Raw genomic sequence first — 17,471 nt, 5'->3', positions numbered from 1 at the left:
CAAAGGCGGCGGCAGGTCGGGGCATAGCCTAGCCTGGCAGATCCCTGAGGTCACCCACAGCCGTCCTCGTCAGCCCTGCTTGAGCGGCACCACGACCAGGCGCGCGACCCCACCGTCACCCTGGGTAGCCCCGGCCACTCCCACCGTGGTGCCGACCTTGATGTCACTCGACCGAACGGTGGATCGGCGCTCCACCACCCGCAGCTTCTCGTCGAACGTCCAGGTCTTCGTGAAGCCGTCGGTGGACTTCACGGTCATCGAACGGTCATCGATGGCGGTGACCTGACCCCGCTGCACCGCGACGGTCTTCGTGCCCTCCTTGGTCTGCACCACGACCTCGCCGTGCAGGGTGTTCTTGCGCAGCAGCACCCGGGCGCGGTGTCGCTTGCGCCACTCCTGCGCACCGGCCTTGCGGTCCGGTCGGGCCTGCTCGTCCGGGGTGCCGGAGGCGGACGGCGCGGGCGCGGCGACCGGGTCGACGTCCAGGTCGGCGGCGTCCACCCCGAGCGCGGCGAGCGCCTGACCGTCCGCGCCCATCGCGGCGGCCACCTCGACCGCGGTCTCCCGGACCGGCTCGGCGCCGACCCGGCCCGCGCCGCACCCGGACAGGCCGAGCGCCGCGGCGGTGAGCAGCGCGGTGGCGCCGGTGACGATTCGCTGGCGTGCCATCTGTGTTCCTCTCGTCGGTGGTGACGTCAGCGTTCCCCACCCCCACGAGCGGAGCGTCAGGCCGATGTTCGAGCCAGGTAAGGATCTCCGGGCAGCCGGACGGTGAAGGCCGCCCCGCCCTCCGGGGCGTGTGCGGCGGTGATGTCGCCGCCGAGCCGGCGTACCAGCCCGGCGGCGAGCGCCAGCCCGAGGCCGCTGCCCACCTTGCGCACCCCCCGGTACCGCTGGTGCAACGCGCCCCGTTCGAACGCCACCGCCAGGTCGTCGTCGGTGAAGCCGGGGCCGCCGTCCCGGACCTCCAGCACGCCGCCGGCCGCCGGGTCCGCGCCGGCGGCCCGGACCGCGAGCACCACCGGCGCCCCCGGGGGTACGACCCGCAGCGCGTTCTCCAGCAACCCGTCCACCACCTGCCGGATCCGACCCGGATCGGTGTACGCGGGCACCGGCGCGCCCGGCGACTCGACCCGGAACGGCACCCCGACCGCCGCGCACCGGTCCGACCAGGTCCGCTCCGCGTCGGCGGCGAGCCGGGTCAGGTCCACCGGCCCGGGATCCAGCGGGAAGTCGGCGGCCTCCAACCGGGCCAGTGCGAGCAGGTCGCTGACCAGCCGGTCCAGGTGCTCCGCCTCGGCGAGCACGGTCCGGCCGGTCGCCGGCACCGCGTCGGCGTCGATCACGCCGTCGGCCAGCGCCTCGGCATAGCCCCGGATGGCGGTGAGCGGGGTGCGCAGCTCGTGCGAGACGGAGAGGAGGAACTCGCGCTGCCGACCCTCGCTGGTGGCCAGCGCGGCGGCCAGCCCGTTCAGCGCGTACGCCAGGTCGGCCACCTCGTCGGGCGGCTCGACCGGCACCCGGACCGCCCGGTCACCGGCCCGGAGCCGGGCGGCGGCGGTGGCCGCGACGCGGATCGGTCGGGCCAGCCGACGGGCGAGCAGCAGCCCGGCGGCCGCGCCGGCGGCGAGGCCGGCGAGCAGCGGCAGCCAGAGACCGCGCAGCACCTGCCGCCACGGGCCGGTGGTGACGGCCCGGGTGAGCACCACGCCGTCACCGCCCGGCAGCGCCCGCGCCTCGACCAGCCGGCGTTCCCCGTCGACCAGCCGTCGACCGGAGACGTTCTTGCCGGCGGTGACCCGGGTGACCAGCGGTGCGGGCAGGCCGGGGCGGTCGACCCGGCCACCTCGGATCACGTACACCTCGATCTGCTGCTGGCGGAGCTGGCGGATGAGCCGGTCCCCGGCGCTGTCCCGCTGGCGTACCGCCCGGACGCGGAGCACCTCGGCGGCGAGTCGGGCCTGGGCGGCCAGCGCCTCCTGGTCCCGCCGTTCGGCGCCGCGCACCGCCAGGGGAACCGCGACCAGCGCGGTGACCAGCACCGAGACCAGCGCGACGGCGCAGGTGACGAGCACCGCGCGGGCGGTCAGCGTGTGCGCGCTCCGGCGGCGGGCGGGCGGCGCAGGCGGGCCGACGACCGGCAGCGCGACGGTGGGGTGGTCAGGCATCGGCCGCGTACCCGACGCCGCGGTGGGTGCGGATCACGCTGGCCGGGCCGAGCTTCGCCCGGACCTGCGCCACGTGCACGTCGACGGTCCGGGTGCCGGCGTGCGCCGCGTACCCCCAGACGCCGGCCAGCAGCTCCTCCCGGGTGAACACCCGGCCGGGCCGGGCCATCAGGTGGGCGAGCAGGTCGAACTCGGTGGAGGTGAGCTGCACCGGAACGCCGCCGGCGGTGACCGTGCGGCGGCCCGGGTCGAGGGTGACCGCGCCGAGCACCCGTGGTCGCTCGGCGGTCGCCGGTGTGCCCGAGGTGCGGCGCAGCACCGCGCGGACCCGGGCGACCAGCTCGCGCGGGCTGAACGGCTTGGTGACGTAGTCGTCCGCGCCCAGCTCCAGCCCGACCACCCGGTCCACCTCGTCGTCGCGGGCGGTGAGGAAGATGACCGGCGTCCAGTCGCCCGACGTGCGCAGCCGCCGGCAGATCTCGGTGCCGGCCAGGCCGGGCAGCGCGATGTCGAGCACGCAGGCCACCGGGCGCAGGCGCCGCGCGGCGGCCAGGCCGGCGTCGCCGTCCCGTTCCAGGTGTACGCCGAACCCGTCCCGGGTCAGGTAGAGCCGGACCAGGTCGGCGATGGCCGGCTCGTCCTCCACCACGAGGACGAGCCCGCGCTGTGCGGCGTCGGCGGTCACCGGCCCATGATGACCGCTCGGTGGTGCCCGGGAAGGTCTGGGGAACGTTCGGGTCAGGTAAGAAGAACGTCAGCGCGCCCGCGCCGGGTGGAGCACGGCGGGTCGGGCGGCGGTCGGGGAGTCGCCGATGGTGGCGACGAGCCGTTCCGCCGGTGTCCGCAGCCGGGTGCGGAAGGCGTGGTTCAGCAGGGCGTCGAGCTGCCACACCTGCTTCGGGTGGTGGGTACGGATGAGGAACCGCTCACGGACCCCGTCGATCGCGGTGGCCGCCAGCTCCAGGCTGTGCGCCCGCGGGTCGGGGCTCCAGGTGACGTTGCTCAGCTCCCGCAGCTCGGTGTTGAGGTGCAGACGGAGCCGGTGCAACACCCGGGTCTGCCGGGTGACCACCAGCCGGCGGTGGGTGAGGAGCATCAGGTACTCGCCGCCGACCGGGTGGTCCGGGCGGCTGCACCGGGTGACCAGGATGGTGGCGTCGCCGGAGCCGACGCACCGGCGGAACACCGGCATGTGTCGGGTGACGGTCTGGGTGGCCAGGCCGGTCTCGGCGGCGGCCGGAAGGAACGTTCGCGAGAACACGTCCATGCCCGGTGCAACGAGCGGCTGACCAGGGGTGATATGGGTCACGCCCGATTTTTGGAACTTCCACCCGTGCAAATCGCACCCGCGGTGCGACTCCGCCGACTCCGGCTCAGAGCAGCTCGACGATGGTGGCGTTGGCCATCCCGCCGCCCTCGCACATCGTCTGGAGGCCGTAGCGGATGCCGTTGTCCCGCATGTGCTGGAGCATCGTCGTCATGATCCGCGCGCCGGACCCGCCGAGCGGGTGGCCGAGCGCGATCGCCCCGCCGCGGGGGTTGAGCCGCTCCGGGTCGGCCTCGGTCTCGGCCAGCCAGGCCAGCGGCACCGGCGCGAACGCCTCGTTCACCTCGTACACCCCGATCTCCTCGATGCCCAGCCCCGCGCGGCGCAGCGCCTTCGCGGTGGCCGGGATGGGCGCGGTGAGCATGGCGACCGGGTCGTCGGCGGCGACCACGGCGGTGTGCACCCGGGCGAGTGGACGCAGGCCGTGCCGGCTGGCCCACTCGCTCGTGGTCACCGCGAGCGCGGCGGCGCCGTCGGAGATCTGCGACGCGGACCCGGCGGTGACCACGCCGTCGGGGCGGAACGGGGTGGCCAGCTCGCCGAGCTTGGCCAGCGAGGTGTCGCGACGGATGCCCTCGTCGGCGGCGAACTTGCCGCCGTCGGCGAGCGCCACCGGCGCCAGCTCCGGGTCGAACGCGCCGGCGTCCTGCGCGGCGGCCGCCTTCTCGTGGCTGGCCAGCGCGAAATCGTCCAGCTGGGTACGCGAGAACCGCCACCGCTGCGCGATCAGCTCGGCGCCGACGCCCTGGTTGAACGGCAGCGGCGAGTCCTCGGCGACGCCCTCGACGCCGCGGTAGCGCTCCAGGATCGCCGGGCTGAACGGCAACCCGCCGGCCACGCTGGAGCCCATCGGCACCCGGGTCATCGACTCGACGCCGCCGGCGACGACCAGGTCGGCCTGGCCGGAGAGGACGGTGGCGGCGGCGAAGTGCAGCGCCTGCTGGCTGGACCCGCACTGCCGGTCGAGCGTGGTGCCGGGGACCGACTCCGGCCAGCCGGCGGCCAGCACCGCGTTGCGCGCCACGTTCCAGGACTGCTCGCCGACCTGCGACACGCAGCCCCACATCACGTCGTCGACCTGGCCCGGGTCGATGCCGGTGCGCTCGGCGAGCGCGCGCAGCACGTGCGCCGACAGGTCGACCGGATGCACGCCGGCGAGACTGCCCTTGCGTCGCCCGACCGGGGTCCGCACCGCGCCGACGATGACCGCGTCACTCATGTCTACTCCCCGGTAACCTCGCTTGCCCCGATCCTACGTGCTGACCCGACCGGTCGTCCTCCCCCGCCCTGCGGACACCGGCGGCTGGCATGCTGGTCGGATGGATCCACAGTCGTCACCGGCCCGACAGTGGCGGGTGCCGCGCACGTCGCCGGTGGTCAAGGCGCTCGGCGCGCTGCTCCTGCTGGCCCTGGGCCTGCTGCTCGCCGCCGGCGACCCGGTCCGCCCGGCGCTCGCCGGCCTGGCCGCCGCCGGGCTGCTCGTCTGGGCGCTGCGCGACGTCGTCGCGCCGGTCCGACTCGCCGTGGACCCGGAGGGGATCACCGTGCTCCGCGGGTTCGCCGGGCGCCGCCGGCTGCCCTGGGCGACCGTGGAGGCGATCCGGCTGGACCGGCGCAGCCGCCGCGGACTCACCGCCGAGACCCTCGAGATCGACGCGGGGGAGTCGCTGCACCTGTACGGCCGGCGCGACCTGGACGCGCCGCTGGACGAGGTGGCCGCCGCGCTCACCGCCGCCCGCGCCGCCGCACGCTGACCCACACACCGACCGTTCACGCGCGCCGCCCGCCGCCGTCAGGCTCGGGTGATCGCGCGCCTTCAGGCGCGGGCCCGGCGGACCGAGCCGGTCGCCAGAGCCGGGCGTCGCGGCTCGGACGGGACCGAGACGGGCCGAGCCGAGCGGGCCGTACCGGGCGTACCGGGCGGGCCCGGGCGGGCCCGGGCGGGCCCGGGCGGGCCGGGCGGGCCGGGCGGGCCGGGCGGGCCGGGCGGGCCGGGCGGGCCGGGCGGGCCGGGCGGGCCTGGGCCGAAGCGGGCCGAGCCGGGAAGTGCCGGGCCGATAAGGGCCGGCCCGGGAAGGGCGGAGCCGGACCGGGAATGGCGGTGGAAGCCGCAGGAGCGGGAGCCACCGGGACAACTCATCACTGATGAGCGATATACCGCTCAGTCATAATTATGACTGAGCGGTATATCGCTCTCGGGCACACTGCCGCCGAGACGCGACATGCCTCGAGGGAACACGCCCGAGACGCGACGTCTCAAGGGCCACGCCCGAGGTGGACGCGCCCAGAGGAACAAGCCCGAGGGGGACGCGTCCCAAGGGAACCGCCGAAGAGGAAGCCCCCAAGGCAACCTGGCCGACGGCAACGTGGCCGAGCGGTGCCCCACTGCACGGCCCTGCCCGCGCAGTGTCAGACCTCGACCGCCGGACCTGCTCGCGCGAAACCGGCGTCGTCAGCCGCGGCAGCGGCAGCGGGTCAGCCGAGCAGCGCCGCGGTGCGGACGACGGCCAGGCCGATCAGCGCCACCAGCAGGATCGCGCCGCCCGCCGCCTGGAAGACGGTCCGCCGCATCCGCGGGGCGTACGCCAGGACCAGGGCCATCACCGCGCCGACCACCAGCCCACCGAGGTGCCCGGCCACGGAGATGCCCGGCACGGTGAACGTGAAGATCAGGTTGATCACCAGGATCGGCACGATCGCCGAGGTGTCCCGGCCGAGCCGACGCATGATCACGAAGATGGCGGCGAACAGGCCGAAGATGGCCGTCGACGCGCCGACCGCGGGCTGGTTCGGGGCGCTGAAGAGATAGACCGCGACGTTGCCGCCGAGCCCGGCGATCAGGTAGAGCGCCAGGAAGCGCAGCGGCCCGAGCACCGCCTCCAGCGTCCGGCCGAGCACCCAGAGCGCCCACATGTTGAGCAGCAGGTGCACCAGGCCGTAGTGCAGGAACATCGCGGTGACCAGCCGGTACCACTGGCCCTCGGCCACCCCGCCGACCGTGCCGTCGGGGAACATCGCCTGGCCGAGCACCGCACCCCAGTTGGTCAGCGGCGTCGAGCCGCCCATCAGGCCGCCGAAGCCGGAGCCACCGGCGGCCGCGTCACCTCCCCGGTCGGAGGCGATGGAGAGCAGCATGACCAGCACGTTCAGCGCGATCAGGGCCTTGGTCACATAGCCCTGGCGGCCGGCGGCACCGCCACCGAAGGCGGTACGCGCCGGCCGCACGCTGCGGCGTCCCTCGGCGACGCACTCCGGGCACTGGTGGCCGACGGAGGCGTCCCGCATGCACTCGGGGCAGATCGGCCGGTCGCAGCGGGTGCACCGGATGTACGTCTCCCGATCGGGGTGCCGGTAGCAGACCGGAGTGGTCGGCACCGGCCCCTCGGTGGCGTCACCTGCCTGCCCGGAGCGCTCAGTCATGCGAGCAAAGGTACCCGCGTGACGCTCAGGACGGCTGCCGCTCGATCTCGACCCGCTCGATCACCACGTCCTGCAGCGGCCGGTCGCTCGGCCCGGTCGGGGTGTTGGCGATCGAGTCGACCACCTTCGCGGACTGCTCGTCGGCCACCTGGCCGAAGATGGTGTGCCGGTTGTTCAGGTGCGGGGTCGGCCCCACGGTGATGAAGAACTGCGAGCCGTTGGTGCCCGGCCCGGCGTTCGCCATCGCCAGCAGGTACGGCCGGTCGAAGCGCAGCTCCGGGTGGAACTCGTCGGCGAACTTGTAGCCCGGGCCGCCGCGCCCGGTGCCGGTCGGGTCGCCCATCTGGACCATGAAGCCGCTGATCACGCGGTGCGAGATGGTGCCGTCGTAGTAGGGCCCGCTGCCCGGCTGGCCGGTCCGCGGGTCGGTGTACTCCCGGGTGCCCTCGGCCAGCTCCACGAAGTTGCGGACGGTCTTCGGCGCGTGGTTCGGGAAGAGCTCCAGCCGGATCGGGCCGGCGTTGGTGTGCAAGGTGGCGTAGACAGCCTCGGCCACGGGTACTCCTCACTCGTTGGTCAGTTCCTTGCGGATCCTCCCATGTGCCCGATCTGGCCATGCGGAGGCATCCGAAGGTGGAGGATGACGAAGGAACAACTCCCAGGAGGTGGGACCGTGTTTGGAATCGGGCGGCGAAAGACCCAGGGCCAGCTCGCGAAGGCCGAGCTGAACCAGGGCATCGGTCACCTGCGGCAGGCCGCCACGCACGCGGCGAAGGGCGCCGGGGCCACTGTCGGTCCGCGGGTCCAGGCAGCCCGGGTCGCCGTCGCACCCACCGCCGTCCTGGTCCGGGATCGGGCGTCCAGCGGCGTCGCGTCGAGCGTCGCCGCTCTCGCCCCGGTGGTCCTCGCCGTGCGCAACGCGCGGACCGAGGCCGCCGGCAAGGCGTCGACCGGTCGCCGGGCCGTGGCGGCGAAGCAGTCCGCGATGACGAAGAAGGCGAAGAACATGAAGGTGGGCAAGAAGAAGCAGCGCAGGTCGCGCGGCATGACCACCGGCCTGCTGATCGCCGGCACCGTGGCCGGCCTGGCCGGGGCGATGGCCATGCGCCGCCGCCGCGAGCAGCAGGAGTGGGCCGAGTACGACCCGACCGGCACGCTCGGCCCGACCGGCCAGGACAAGCTGGAGCCGATGCGGGAGGACGTGGACACGATCGTGGTGGACACCCCCGACGCGAGCGCGAAGGTGACCCAGGCCGGCCCGACCGGCGCCGGCAGCTCCGCCGTCGCCAACGGCAGCAGCTCGTCGACCACCGCCCCCGCCGGTGACCCGGTGATCCACCCGAACAGCAAGGTCCCCTCGGTCGCCGAGGGCGCCCGGGACGTCAGCGGCCGTCCGGCCGACGACATCACCAAGGCCACCCAGAACGGCAAGAGCGCCGCGAAGGCCAGCGGTCGCCGCTGACCCCCGGTTCTCGGAGCAGCGCCGGCGCGCGGGTACGTCCCGCGTGGCCGGCGCTTCCCGTTGCGGGCGGCGTGCCTACAGCCAGCCGTTGCGGCGGAACAGGCGGTAGAGCGTGAAGGACGCCGCCAGCATCAGCGCCCACACGCCCGGATAGCCGTACGTCCACCTCAGCTCGGGCATGTTGTCGAAGTTCATGCCGTAGATGCCGGCGATCGCCGTCCACACCGCACCGATCGCGGCCCAGGCGGCGATCTTGCGCATGTCGTTGTTCTGGTCGACGGTGACCTGGGCCAGCCGGGCCTGGAGGATCGAGTTGAGCAGGTCGTCGTAGGAGTTCACCTGCTCGACCGTGCGGCTGAGGTGGTCCTGCACGTCCCGGAAGTAGCGGCGCACCTCCTGCGGCACCGCGCGGTTGACCTGGGAGGTGAGCGTCATCAGCGGGCGCTGCAACGGCACCACCGCGCGCTTGAACTCGACCAGCTCCCGCTTCATCTGGTAGATCCGCTGGATCCGGCCGCTGCTCTGGCGGTCGAAGACGTCCGCCTCCAGCACGTCGAGGTCGTCCTCCAGCCGGTCGGCGACCTCCAGGTAGAGGTCGACCACCCGGTCGGTGATCGCGTACGCGACCGCCCACGGCCCCTGCCGGAGCAGGTCCCGCTTCGCCTCCAGGTCGGCCCGGACCGGCGACAGCCGGCAGGCGTCCCCGTGCCGGACGCTGATCACGAAGTTCGGCCCGATGAAGAGCATCACCTGGCCGGTCTCCACCACCTCGGAGTTCTCGGTCAGCTCGGTGTGCTCGCAGTAGCGGGCGGTGCGCAGCACCAGGAAGACGATCTCCCCGAAGTGCTCCAGCTTCGGGCGCTGCTCGGCCTTGACCGCGTCCTCCACCGCCAGTTCGTGCAGGCCGAACGTGGCGGCGATCTCGGTCATCTCGGCCAGGTCCGGCTCGTGCAGGCCGAGCCAGACGAAGCCGTCCCGCTCCCGGCGGGCGGCGGCCAGGGCCTCGGCGTACTGCGGGCGGCCGGGCTGACGCTCGCCGTCGACGTAGAGCCCGCAGTCGACGATGCCGCTGCGGCCGGGGCCGGCCGGCTGGGGCGTACGCGGGGAGCCGTCGGCGTTGAGGATGCGGGACATCGCGCGTACCGGGGCGGCCCAGGCGCGTGGCCGGAGTGCCCGGCCGCCGTTCTCCCCGGCGGTGCGGTCGCGTGCCACCCGGTCCGTCATCTCTCGCCCCCTCTCCGCGAAGCTGCGGCTTGCAGGTTACGCCGATCGGGAGCGGGCGCGGCACGGGCGGACGCGGGCCCGGACGGGCGGCTGCGACGGGCGTCACGCGGTGTGGCGCCGGGCGGGCCGGGCCGCGTCAGGGGGGTGAGGGGCGACACGGCCCACCCGGCACCCCTTGGGGGCGGGAGTGATGCCTGGGCGCGCCCCCGGCCCGGCCCGGGGCGGGGAACTGCCGCCCGGGGCGTGCGGGCCGGTCACCGGGAAAAGGTGAGCGGCGCTCGCAGCATTGTGGGCCGCCAGCCGGCCCAGCGGGAGAGCCGAGCCGGCCAGCAGGGCCGTTCTGTCAAAAACCCGACAGAAAACTAGCCGCGAACCGCCGCCATCGCCTCGGCGAGCCGCCGGACACCCTCGTCGATCCGGTCCGCCGTCACGGCGGAGTAGGCCAACCGCAGCGCGTGCCGGCCGCCGTCGACCATGAAGTCGCTGCCCTTCACCACCGCGACGCCGCGCTCGGCGGCGGCCGGCGCCAGCCGGTCGACCTCGACGTCCTCCGGCAGTTCGACCCAGAGGAAGTAGCCACCGTCCGGCTCGACGAACCGGGCCTCCGGAATGTGCCGGCGCAGCGACTCGGCCAGCACCGCGGCCCGCTCGCCGAGCGCCGTACGGACCGTCCGGATGGACTGCTCGATCGACCCGGAGACGCAGAACTGGTGCACGATCGCCTGGGCCACCATGCCCGGCGAGATGTAGAGGTTGGTGGCCCGCTTGGCGATCGCCGCGATCAGCTCCGCCGGGCCGACCAGGTAGCCGACCCGCACGCCCGGGCAGACCGTCTTGGTGAAGCTGGAGGCGTGCACCACCACGCCGCGGCTGTCCATCGACAGCATCGACGGCAGCGGCTCGCCCCGGAAGCGGATGTCCGCGTACGGGTCGTCCTCGAAGATGGTGAACTCGTACTCGGCGGCGAGATCGAGCAGCTCACGGCGCTTCTCCAGGGAGAGCGTCACGCCGGCCGGGTTCTGGTAGTTCGGGATCACGTGGGCCAGCTTCGGCCGGACCCCGGACTCCAGCAGCTTGCGCAGCTCGGCGGTGTCGAGGCCGTCCGGCTGGATGGTCACGCCGTGCACCTCGCCGCCCATCTGCTGGAGGTTGAGCAGCGTGCGGTCGTACGTGGGGCGCTCGACGACCACCGCGTCGCCGCGCCGGACCAGGTGGTCGAAGAGGAACGCGTCGGCCTGCAGCGAGCCGTTCGTGACCAGCACCTGATCCGCCTCGACACCGTGCTTCTCGGCGATCCAGCGGCGGAGGGGCGGGTAACCGACGGAGGTGCCGTACGCCGTGACCCCGGCGGGGTCGGCGTCGAAGGCGCGGACGGCGGCGGCCTTGAGCCCCTCGACATCGACGATGTCCAGCGAAGGAGCCCCACGGGCGAAGGAGATCAGCTGCTCGGCGGTCATGCGCAGAGCCTAGGGCCTGCATCCGGCGGTCCGACCGGCATACACGCGAAGTTCAACATGCGGGCAGAACTCGGTGGGCCGGGCGTACCGTTTCGGCCCCCGTACTTGTTGTCCACTCGCCCCACCGGCCAAGATGGTGCGGTCCGGGCGGCGGGCACCCGCCGGCCGCCCGTCGACATCAGACAAGGTGGTGGATGGCAAGGTGTCCGACGACATCGACCGGCTCGACGATCAGGCCTTCGCGCGCTGGCTGGCCGGACGCGCCGGCGAGGCGCTGACCGCGCTGCGCGCCGGCCAGGGCTTCGCCGACCCGCGGGCGCTCAAGGACGCCGGCGACCAGGCCTCGCACGAGCTGATGCTGGCCGCGCTGGCCCGCTACCGGCCGACCGACGCGGTGCTCTCCGAGGAGCAGGCGGACTCCCGACAGGACTTCTCCACCGGCGACCGGGCGGCCCGCCTCGACGCCGACCGGGTGTGGATCATCGACCCGCTGGACGGCACCCGGGAGTTCTCGGAGGAGGGGCGCACCGACTGGGCCGTCCACGTGGCCCTCTGGGAGCGCTCGGCCGGCCCGGACGGCGGTCTGACCGCCGGCGCCGTCGGCATGCCGGCGCGGACCGGCGCGGACGGCACCCCGCTGATCCTGGGCACGGGCGAGCCGACACCCGCCGCGGTCGACGGTCCGCTGCGGATCGCGGTCAGCCGCAGCCGGCCGCCCGCGTTCGTCCCCCAGCTCATCGAGGACCTCGGCGCGCAGGCGGTGCCGATGGGCTCCGCCGGTGTCAAGGTCTGCGCGGTGGTGACCGGCCAGGCCGACGCGTACGTGCACGCCGGCGGGCAGTACGAGTGGGACTCCGCCGCCCCGGTGGCGGTCGCGCTCGGGGCGGGGATGCACGCGTCCCGGATCGACGGGTCACCGCTGCGCTACAACGCCGCCAACCCCCGCCTGCCCGACCTGCTCGTCTGCCGGCCCGAGCAGGCCGAGCAGCTGCTGAAGGCCATCGACCGGTTGCTGTGACGGCACCGCACCGACCTGCCGCCTCGCTCGTTGCACTATGCGGTGACGCCGGTGCTGAGCCGGGAGACAGCTGACACGCCGATCCGGAGGAGGATCATGGGACCCGGCCCGTCAATCGCCCCCGTTCGCGATGCCCACCCGGCCCCGACCCCACCCCCGGGCCGGCGGCCACGCCGCCTCTACCGGCGCGGCTGGCTCGTCGCCGTCACCGCGACCGTCGTCCTGCTCAGCACGACGGTCGCCGTCGCGGTCACGCAGGAGCGGGAGCCCGCACGGCAGCCGGCCCCGGAGGCGAACGGGCCGGGAAGCGTCGCGGCCACGCCCGGCGGGGCCGCGTCCCTGTCCGCCCGTCCGACCGGTGGGGTCGCCGGGCTCGGCGCCAACCCGAGCCTCTCGCCCGGCCAGTCCCCGTCGGCCAGGCCCGGCTTCCAGCCGTTCCCGGCGCCGCGGGCCACCCTGCCCGGGGCGAGCATCCACCTGGTCGGCGGCGAGAGCTTCAGCGCCGGCGTGGCCCGTTCCGACCGCACCTACGGCCCGTTGCGGATGGTCCGGGTGTTCTACCCGGGTCTGCCGCCCGCCTGGTCGGGCAGCCGCGCCGACGTGGTCAACCGGACCGTGGTGGTGTCCTTCAAGGCGCCGCCGGCGGAGGTCGCCGCCGGTAAGCACGACGCCCGGCTGACGCAGTGGTTCGCCTCGATCCCGCGCGACCACGACGTCTACTGGTCGTACTTCCACGAGCCGGAGAACGACGTGGAGAGCGGCAACTACACCACCGCCCAGTTCCGGGCCGCCTGGCGCCGGGTGGCCGGCCTCGCCGACCGGGCCCAGAACCCGCGGCTGCGGGCGACGCTGATCCTCATGTGCTGGACGCTGAACCCGAACTCCCGGCGCAGCTTCACCGACTACTACCCCGGCGGCGACGTCGTCGACGTGCTCGGCTGGGACTGCTACAACAGCGGCGGCAAGTACAACCGCTACACCGAGCCGGCCAAGGTCTTCGGACCGATGATCAGCAAGTCGAAGGAGCTCGGCAAGCCCTGGGGCCTCGCCGAGACCGGCAGCGTGCGGATCGCCGGGGACAGCGGCACCGGCCGCGCCGCCTGGATCCGATCGATGAGCAGCTACCTGAACGGGCAGCGCCCGCTCTGGGTGGCGTACTACGACTACCAGGTGTCCGGCGGAGACTTCCGGCTCACCGACCAACCCAGCAGGGACGCCTGGCGCGCCTGGTGCTCGGCGTCCGCCTGACCGCTCCGGCTCAGATGCCCCGGCCGCGCTTGTGCAGCGTACGCAGGACGCGGTCGGGGTCCACGGCCTTGCTGGCCACGGCGAGCGCCAGGTAGGCGCGGGCCTCCTTCGGGTTGCCGGCCAGCGTGCGGCGGGCCCAGCGGACGGCCTCCCGACGGTTGCCCATCGCGGCCTGGGCGAAGGCGATCTGCCCGGCGACCCGGGCCTCCCCCGCCGGCACCGTGGCGAACTCGGGGTAGCGCTCCAGCAACCACTGCAACGCGGTGGAGATGGTCTCCCAGCGCTGGGCGAAGTATGACCGCTTGTGCCAGCGCACCGTCACGTACGGCTCGGTCAGGTTGACCAGCGGCGCGTGCCGGGCGGCCCGGAGCAGGAACTCGTAGTCCTCCGCGTAGCTGCCCGGGATCTCCTCGTCGACCAGCCCGATCGCGTCGACCAGCGCGTCCCGCCGGATCAGGAACGTGGACGGGTGCAGTTCGGTGTGCCGGTCGCGCAGCAGCGACGCCAGCGGCACCCGCTCCATCGACAACGAGCGGTCGACCTGGCGGCCGTCGTAGTCGACCCGGATGCCGCAGCTGACGAACGCGCCGTCCGCCGTCGCCTCCAGCGCGGCGACCTGGGCGGCCAGCTTGCCGGGCAGCCACTCGTCGTCGTCGTCGCAGAACGCGACCAGCTCACCCTCGGCGGCGAGGATGCCGGTGTTGCGGGCACCCGCGAGGCCGGGGGTACGGCTGTTGGTGATCACCCGGATCCGCGGGTCCTCGGCGAGGGTGTGGTCGGGCTCGGACTGGTCGTAGACGACCACCACGTCGATCCCGCCCGGGTAGTCCTGTCCCAGGATCGCGTCGAGGGCGGCGCGCAGCAGCACCGGCCGGTCCCGGGTGGGGACCACGGCGGTCACCTGCGGTGGGTTGCTCCCGGTCACGACGCCTCCGTGCTGTTGGTTCGGCCGCCGCCGAGGTATCCGTAGCGCAGGCGCAGCGGCAGCGTCGCGGCACTGACCACGGCCCGGCTGCGCGTCGGCAGGTTCTCCCGCCAGGCGTTGTCCTGGCGCACCTTCAGCGGACCCGCGCTGAACCGCAGCGGGTTGCCGGCGATGCTGTGCGCCCGGACCAGCGGCACGGGCGGCTCGTCGAGGACCCGCAGCGCGTCCGGGGTGTCGGTGAGACCGGCGAACCGGCGCACCCGGGTCACGGTGCCGCGCGGGTCGGCGGTGAAGTCCTCGTAGCGCAGCCGGACCACCGGCACCCGCTGGGCGAGCAGGTGGAACGCCGCGTTCTGCGCGGTCCACAGGCTGCTCACCGTGAACGGGGAGAAGGTCGGCATGTAGGCCTCGCCGTCCACCACCTCGGGGCGGCGGACCTGCTTGGCCCAGGAGTAGGCGACCGCCCGGCTGTCCCGGACCAGGTGGACGACCCGCAGGTCGAGATCGGGCGCCCAGCGCAGGGCGAACGCCGTCGAGGCGTGCTTGCTGGAGTCCACCACCACCTCGGCGCCGGTGACCTCGGTCGCCGCCCGGTAGATGCGGGTGTAGAGGTCGGCGTAGCGGCGCACGGCGGCCAACTGCTCGGCCGGCAGGTCGCCCCGGGCCAGCTGCGGGATGTGCCGGGTCCGGTCGACCTCGGCCTTGAGCGCCAGCACCTCGTCCCGGTCGACCGCGTCCCAACCGCCGAACGCGTGGTCGCCGACCTGCTGCCAGAAGCCACAGACCGTGAAGCGCTCGCCGCAGCCGCAGCGTTCGTCGCCACCGAGGGCCCGCTCCCAGAGGTGCACCACCTCACCGACGGCACAGACGTCGGGGTGCTGGGCGAGGATCAGCTCCAGCAGGGTGGAGCCGCTGCGTCCGAGGCCGCCGACGAAGAGCACGCGGACCGGCGCGGTCACCGCCACCACCGGCGTCGTCCCGACGCACGCTGGCGTACCAGGTCCTCGACGATCTGGCCGACGCGCGCCGCCGCGGCGGCGCGGGGGTCGGGGCGGTCCGGGTCGGCGTCCAGCCGGAAGGTCGCCGGGTCGACGAGCGCCTTGTCGAGCGCCTCGACCAGGTCGGCCTCGGTCTCGACCAGCCGCACCATGCCGGCGGAGCCGAGCCGGCGGGAGAAGAGCTGCTGGTGGTTGTCGACGTGCTCGTGGTGGGCGGGGTCGCGCGGGACCACGATCGGCAGGTGGCCGTTGCGTCGGGCCTCGGTGATGGTGGCCGGCCCGCCGTGGCAGACCACGACGTTCGCCTCGGCGATCGCCCGCTGCAACTCGTCGTGGGCCAGGAACGGCACCGCGTCCGGCAGGTCCGGCGGGGTGCTGCTGCCGTACTGGAGGACCAGCCGGACCTGCCGCGGACCGTCGGCGCGGGCGGTCCACCAGCGTTCCAGCCAGCCGACCAGCCGGTCGAACCTGTGCACGTCGGTGCCGACCATGGCCAGCACGGTGTCCGGCTCCGGGTCGGTCTGCCGCTGCCGGGGGATGAACGAGGTCACAGGAGATTCCCCACCACGGTGCCGTCGGGATAGAAGCGGCGCTGCTCCTCCCACTGCACCAGCATCGCCGAGAGGAACGGGCGGCAGAGCCGGGCGGTGAGCGTGGGGCTGTCGATCCGGTCGTACACCTCGATGTAGACGGTGGGGATCCCGCGCAGCCGCGCCACCACGACGAACGGCAACGCGACACCGGCGCCGGTGGTGACCACCGCGTCGATGTTGCGGCGCTTGAGCGTCCGGACCGCGAGCAGCATGTTCCGGGCCAGGTTCTTCACGTTGCGGGTGGTGGGGTGGTGCGCCCACACGACCTGCTCCCCGTCGAGCAGCGAGCGCGCGTCCGGGGTGTCGAAGGTCACCCAGGAACGAGCGCGGTTGCGATACCAGGGTGCGAGCGCCAGCAGCTGGGCAAGGTGCCCGCCACTGGAACCCACGAGCATGACTTCACCGGGCTCCACGTCTCCAACCGCCTCCCCCACCGCACACCCGTGCCACTTCCGTGGGACGGTCAGCTGAGCGCCGGAACAATCTAACGGCAGCGCACGCGGAACAGAAGTGGGAGTCACGATTCACGTCCTGCCGGTCGGATTCCTTCACGCATTCCGCCAATCCCCGGCTCCTCCGATCGCGCCTACACTGCCGCTTGACATCCACCGGGGACGAGGAGAAGCGATCGATGACGGCCCAGCAGCCTGCGGCAGCGGACGGTTCCGGGGCGGGCGCTCCGTCCGGCACCGACCGGGTGACGGTGCTCTACGTCTGCGGGATGCCGCGCAGCGGTTCCACCCTGCTCGACCTGATGCTCGGCCAGTTCGTCGACCACTGCGACGTCGGCGAGTTGTTCTACCTGTGGCAGTCCGGGGTGGAACGGAACTTCCGCTGCGCCTGCGGGGAACACTTCGACGAGTGCCCGTTCTGGGGTGAGGTCGGCCGGCGCGCGTACGGCGGCTGGGCGAACATCGACGTGCAGGAGGTCCGCGCCCTGCAACGCCGGGTCGACGCCACCGGCAAGGTTCCGATGATCAAGGGGGCCCGGGTCGTGCCGGGTTTCCGGCAGGACCTGGAGCGCTACACGACGCTGATCACGAAGCTCTACCGGGCGATCGCCGAGGTGTCCGGCGCCAAGGTGGTGGTCGACTCGACCAAGCGCCCCTCGCTGGCGTACATCCTGGCCCGCGCGCCGGAGATCGACCTGCGGCTGGTGCACATCCTCCGCGACCCGCGCGGGGTGGCCTACTCCTGGAGCCAGCTCGTCGAGCTGCCCGAGGGCACCTCCACCAAGGGCCGGATGAACCAGCGCTCGGCCCGGCTGACCGCGCGGCGCTGGGTCACCGTCAACGCGATGATCTCGTCGCTCGCCCGGTCCGGCGTCCCGCGGGTGGTCGTCCGGTACGAGGACCTGGTCCGCGACCCACGGACGGAGCTGGGCCGGATCGCCGCCCTGACGGCCGACGTGACCGGCCAGGTCGACCCGCTGTCGTTCCTGCACGGCACCGAGTTCGAGCAGGCCGGGTCGCACGCGGTGGCCGGCGGACGGATCCGGATGCGCACCGGGCCGATCGCGCTCAGCCTCGACGAGAAGTGGCGTCGTGAGTACGCGCCCGGCCGCCGCCGGATGGTCGGTGCGATGACCTGGCCGCTGCGTCGGCGGTACGACTACCGCTGAGCCGCCGGTC

At 73.7% G+C, this 17,471-nt stretch carries 18 protein-coding genes; 5 read left to right on the top strand and 13 right to left on the bottom strand.

Going from position 1 to position 17,471, the window contains the following annotated elements:
• Positions 1 to 69: 69 nt before the first annotated feature.
• From GA0070622_RS03045 to GA0070622_RS03025, 5 genes are all read right to left on the bottom strand, one after another.
• Complete coding sequence (locus tag GA0070622_RS03045; protein ID WP_091568170.1) at positions 70 to 669, bottom strand: hypothetical protein; 600 nt, start codon at positions 667 to 669, stop codon at positions 70 to 72.
• A 56-nt stretch (positions 670 to 725) separates the two neighbouring features.
• On the bottom strand, positions 726 to 2,168 hold the full coding sequence (locus GA0070622_RS03040) for a sensor histidine kinase (protein ID WP_091568167.1): 1,443 nt from the start codon (positions 2,166 to 2,168) through the stop codon (positions 726 to 728).
• Complete coding sequence (locus GA0070622_RS03035) at positions 2,161 to 2,853, bottom strand: response regulator transcription factor (protein WP_091568163.1); 693 nt, start codon at positions 2,851 to 2,853, stop codon at positions 2,161 to 2,163. Before GA0070622_RS03035 ends, GA0070622_RS03040 begins: the two co-directional genes overlap by 8 nt.
• A gap of 69 nt (positions 2,854 to 2,922) precedes the next feature.
• Positions 2,923 to 3,435: a hypothetical protein gene (locus GA0070622_RS03030; RefSeq protein ID WP_091568159.1), complete on the bottom strand. Its 513-nt coding sequence runs from the start codon at positions 3,433 to 3,435 to the stop codon at positions 2,923 to 2,925.
• 106 nt (positions 3,436 to 3,541) lie between these two features.
• Entirely contained in the window at positions 3,542 to 4,714 is a 1,173-nt protein-coding gene (locus tag GA0070622_RS03025) for a thiolase family protein (RefSeq protein ID WP_091568155.1), read from the bottom strand.
• A 100-nt stretch (positions 4,715 to 4,814) separates the two neighbouring features.
• Here GA0070622_RS03025 and GA0070622_RS03020 point away from each other — a divergent pair, with 100 nt between their 5' ends.
• A complete protein-coding gene (locus GA0070622_RS03020; RefSeq protein ID WP_176558966.1) occupies positions 4,815 to 5,249 on the top strand; it encodes a PH domain-containing protein in 435 nt (144 codons plus the stop codon).
• Positions 5,250 to 5,970: 721 nt separating this feature from the next.
• On the opposite strand, the gene GA0070622_RS03010 is transcribed toward GA0070622_RS03020, so the two are convergent.
• Complete coding sequence (locus GA0070622_RS03010; protein WP_091568146.1) at positions 5,971 to 6,915, bottom strand: rhomboid family intramembrane serine protease; 945 nt, start codon at positions 6,913 to 6,915, stop codon at positions 5,971 to 5,973.
• Between the two features lie 25 nt (positions 6,916 to 6,940).
• Positions 6,941 to 7,471 carry a peptidylprolyl isomerase gene (locus GA0070622_RS03005; RefSeq protein WP_091568142.1) on the bottom strand — a complete coding sequence of 177 codons (531 nt, stop codon included), beginning with the start codon at positions 7,469 to 7,471 and terminating at the stop codon, positions 6,941 to 6,943.
• A gap of 84 nt (positions 7,472 to 7,555) precedes the next feature.
• On the opposite strand from GA0070622_RS03005, the gene GA0070622_RS03000 reads away from it, so the two are divergent.
• Positions 7,556 to 8,377, top strand: a complete 822-nt coding sequence (locus GA0070622_RS03000) for a hypothetical protein (protein WP_091568138.1) — start codon at positions 7,556 to 7,558, stop codon at positions 8,375 to 8,377.
• Positions 8,378 to 8,452: 75 nt separating this feature from the next.
• Here the strand turns inward: GA0070622_RS03000 and corA are convergent, their stop codons facing one another.
• Entirely contained in the window at positions 8,453 to 9,601 is a 1,149-nt protein-coding gene (corA, locus tag GA0070622_RS02995) for a magnesium/cobalt transporter CorA (RefSeq protein WP_091568134.1), read from the bottom strand.
• Between the two features lie 362 nt (positions 9,602 to 9,963).
• Complete coding sequence (locus GA0070622_RS02990; protein ID WP_091568130.1) at positions 9,964 to 11,058, bottom strand: aminotransferase-like domain-containing protein; 1,095 nt, start codon at positions 11,056 to 11,058, stop codon at positions 9,964 to 9,966.
• 202 nt (positions 11,059 to 11,260) lie between these two features.
• Here GA0070622_RS02990 and GA0070622_RS02985 point away from each other — a divergent pair, with 202 nt between their 5' ends.
• Both GA0070622_RS02985 and GA0070622_RS02980 read left to right on the top strand, forming a co-directional pair.
• Positions 11,261 to 12,076, top strand: a complete 816-nt coding sequence (locus tag GA0070622_RS02985) for a 3'(2'),5'-bisphosphate nucleotidase CysQ (protein WP_245666112.1) — start codon at positions 11,261 to 11,263, stop codon at positions 12,074 to 12,076.
• A gap of 96 nt (positions 12,077 to 12,172) precedes the next feature.
• Positions 12,173 to 13,324: a glycoside hydrolase family 26 protein gene (locus GA0070622_RS02980; protein ID WP_091568122.1), complete on the top strand. Its 1,152-nt coding sequence runs from the start codon at positions 12,173 to 12,175 to the stop codon at positions 13,322 to 13,324.
• Positions 13,325 to 13,334: 10 nt separating this feature from the next.
• Here the strand turns inward: GA0070622_RS02980 and GA0070622_RS02975 are convergent, their stop codons facing one another.
• Genes GA0070622_RS02975 through GA0070622_RS02960 form a run of 4 tightly spaced genes read right to left on the bottom strand, consistent with a single transcriptional unit; the run spans position 13,335 to position 16,235 of the window.
• On the bottom strand, positions 13,335 to 14,249 hold the full coding sequence (locus GA0070622_RS02975) for a glycosyltransferase family 2 protein (RefSeq protein ID WP_091568117.1): 915 nt from the start codon (positions 14,247 to 14,249) through the stop codon (positions 13,335 to 13,337).
• Positions 14,246 to 15,217 (bottom strand): sulfotransferase family protein, encoded by a 972-nt coding sequence (locus GA0070622_RS02970; RefSeq protein ID WP_091568112.1) that lies wholly within the window; start codon positions 15,215 to 15,217, stop codon positions 14,246 to 14,248. Before GA0070622_RS02970 ends, GA0070622_RS02975 begins: the two co-directional genes overlap by 4 nt.
• Entirely contained in the window at positions 15,205 to 15,738 is a 534-nt protein-coding gene (locus tag GA0070622_RS02965) for a glycosyltransferase (RefSeq protein ID WP_091576798.1), read from the bottom strand. Before GA0070622_RS02965 ends, GA0070622_RS02970 begins: the two co-directional genes overlap by 13 nt.
• Positions 15,739 to 15,794: 56 nt before the next feature.
• Positions 15,795 to 16,235, bottom strand: a complete 441-nt coding sequence (locus tag GA0070622_RS02960; RefSeq protein WP_091568107.1) for a glycosyltransferase family 28 protein — start codon at positions 16,233 to 16,235, stop codon at positions 15,795 to 15,797.
• Between the two features lie 236 nt (positions 16,236 to 16,471).
• Here GA0070622_RS02960 and GA0070622_RS02955 point away from each other — a divergent pair, with 236 nt between their 5' ends.
• Positions 16,472 to 17,461, top strand: coding sequence for a sulfotransferase (locus GA0070622_RS02955; RefSeq protein ID WP_091568104.1), 990 nt, complete (start codon positions 16,472 to 16,474; stop codon positions 17,459 to 17,461).
• Positions 17,462 to 17,471 lie beyond the last annotated feature (10 nt).

Source organism: Micromonospora sediminicola (assembly GCF_900089585.1).
Lineage (GTDB): Bacteria > Actinomycetota > Actinomycetes > Mycobacteriales > Micromonosporaceae > Micromonospora > Micromonospora sediminicola.
The sequence above is the reverse complement of the archived record's forward strand: the minus strand, read 5'-3'. Positions and strand labels throughout refer to the sequence as shown.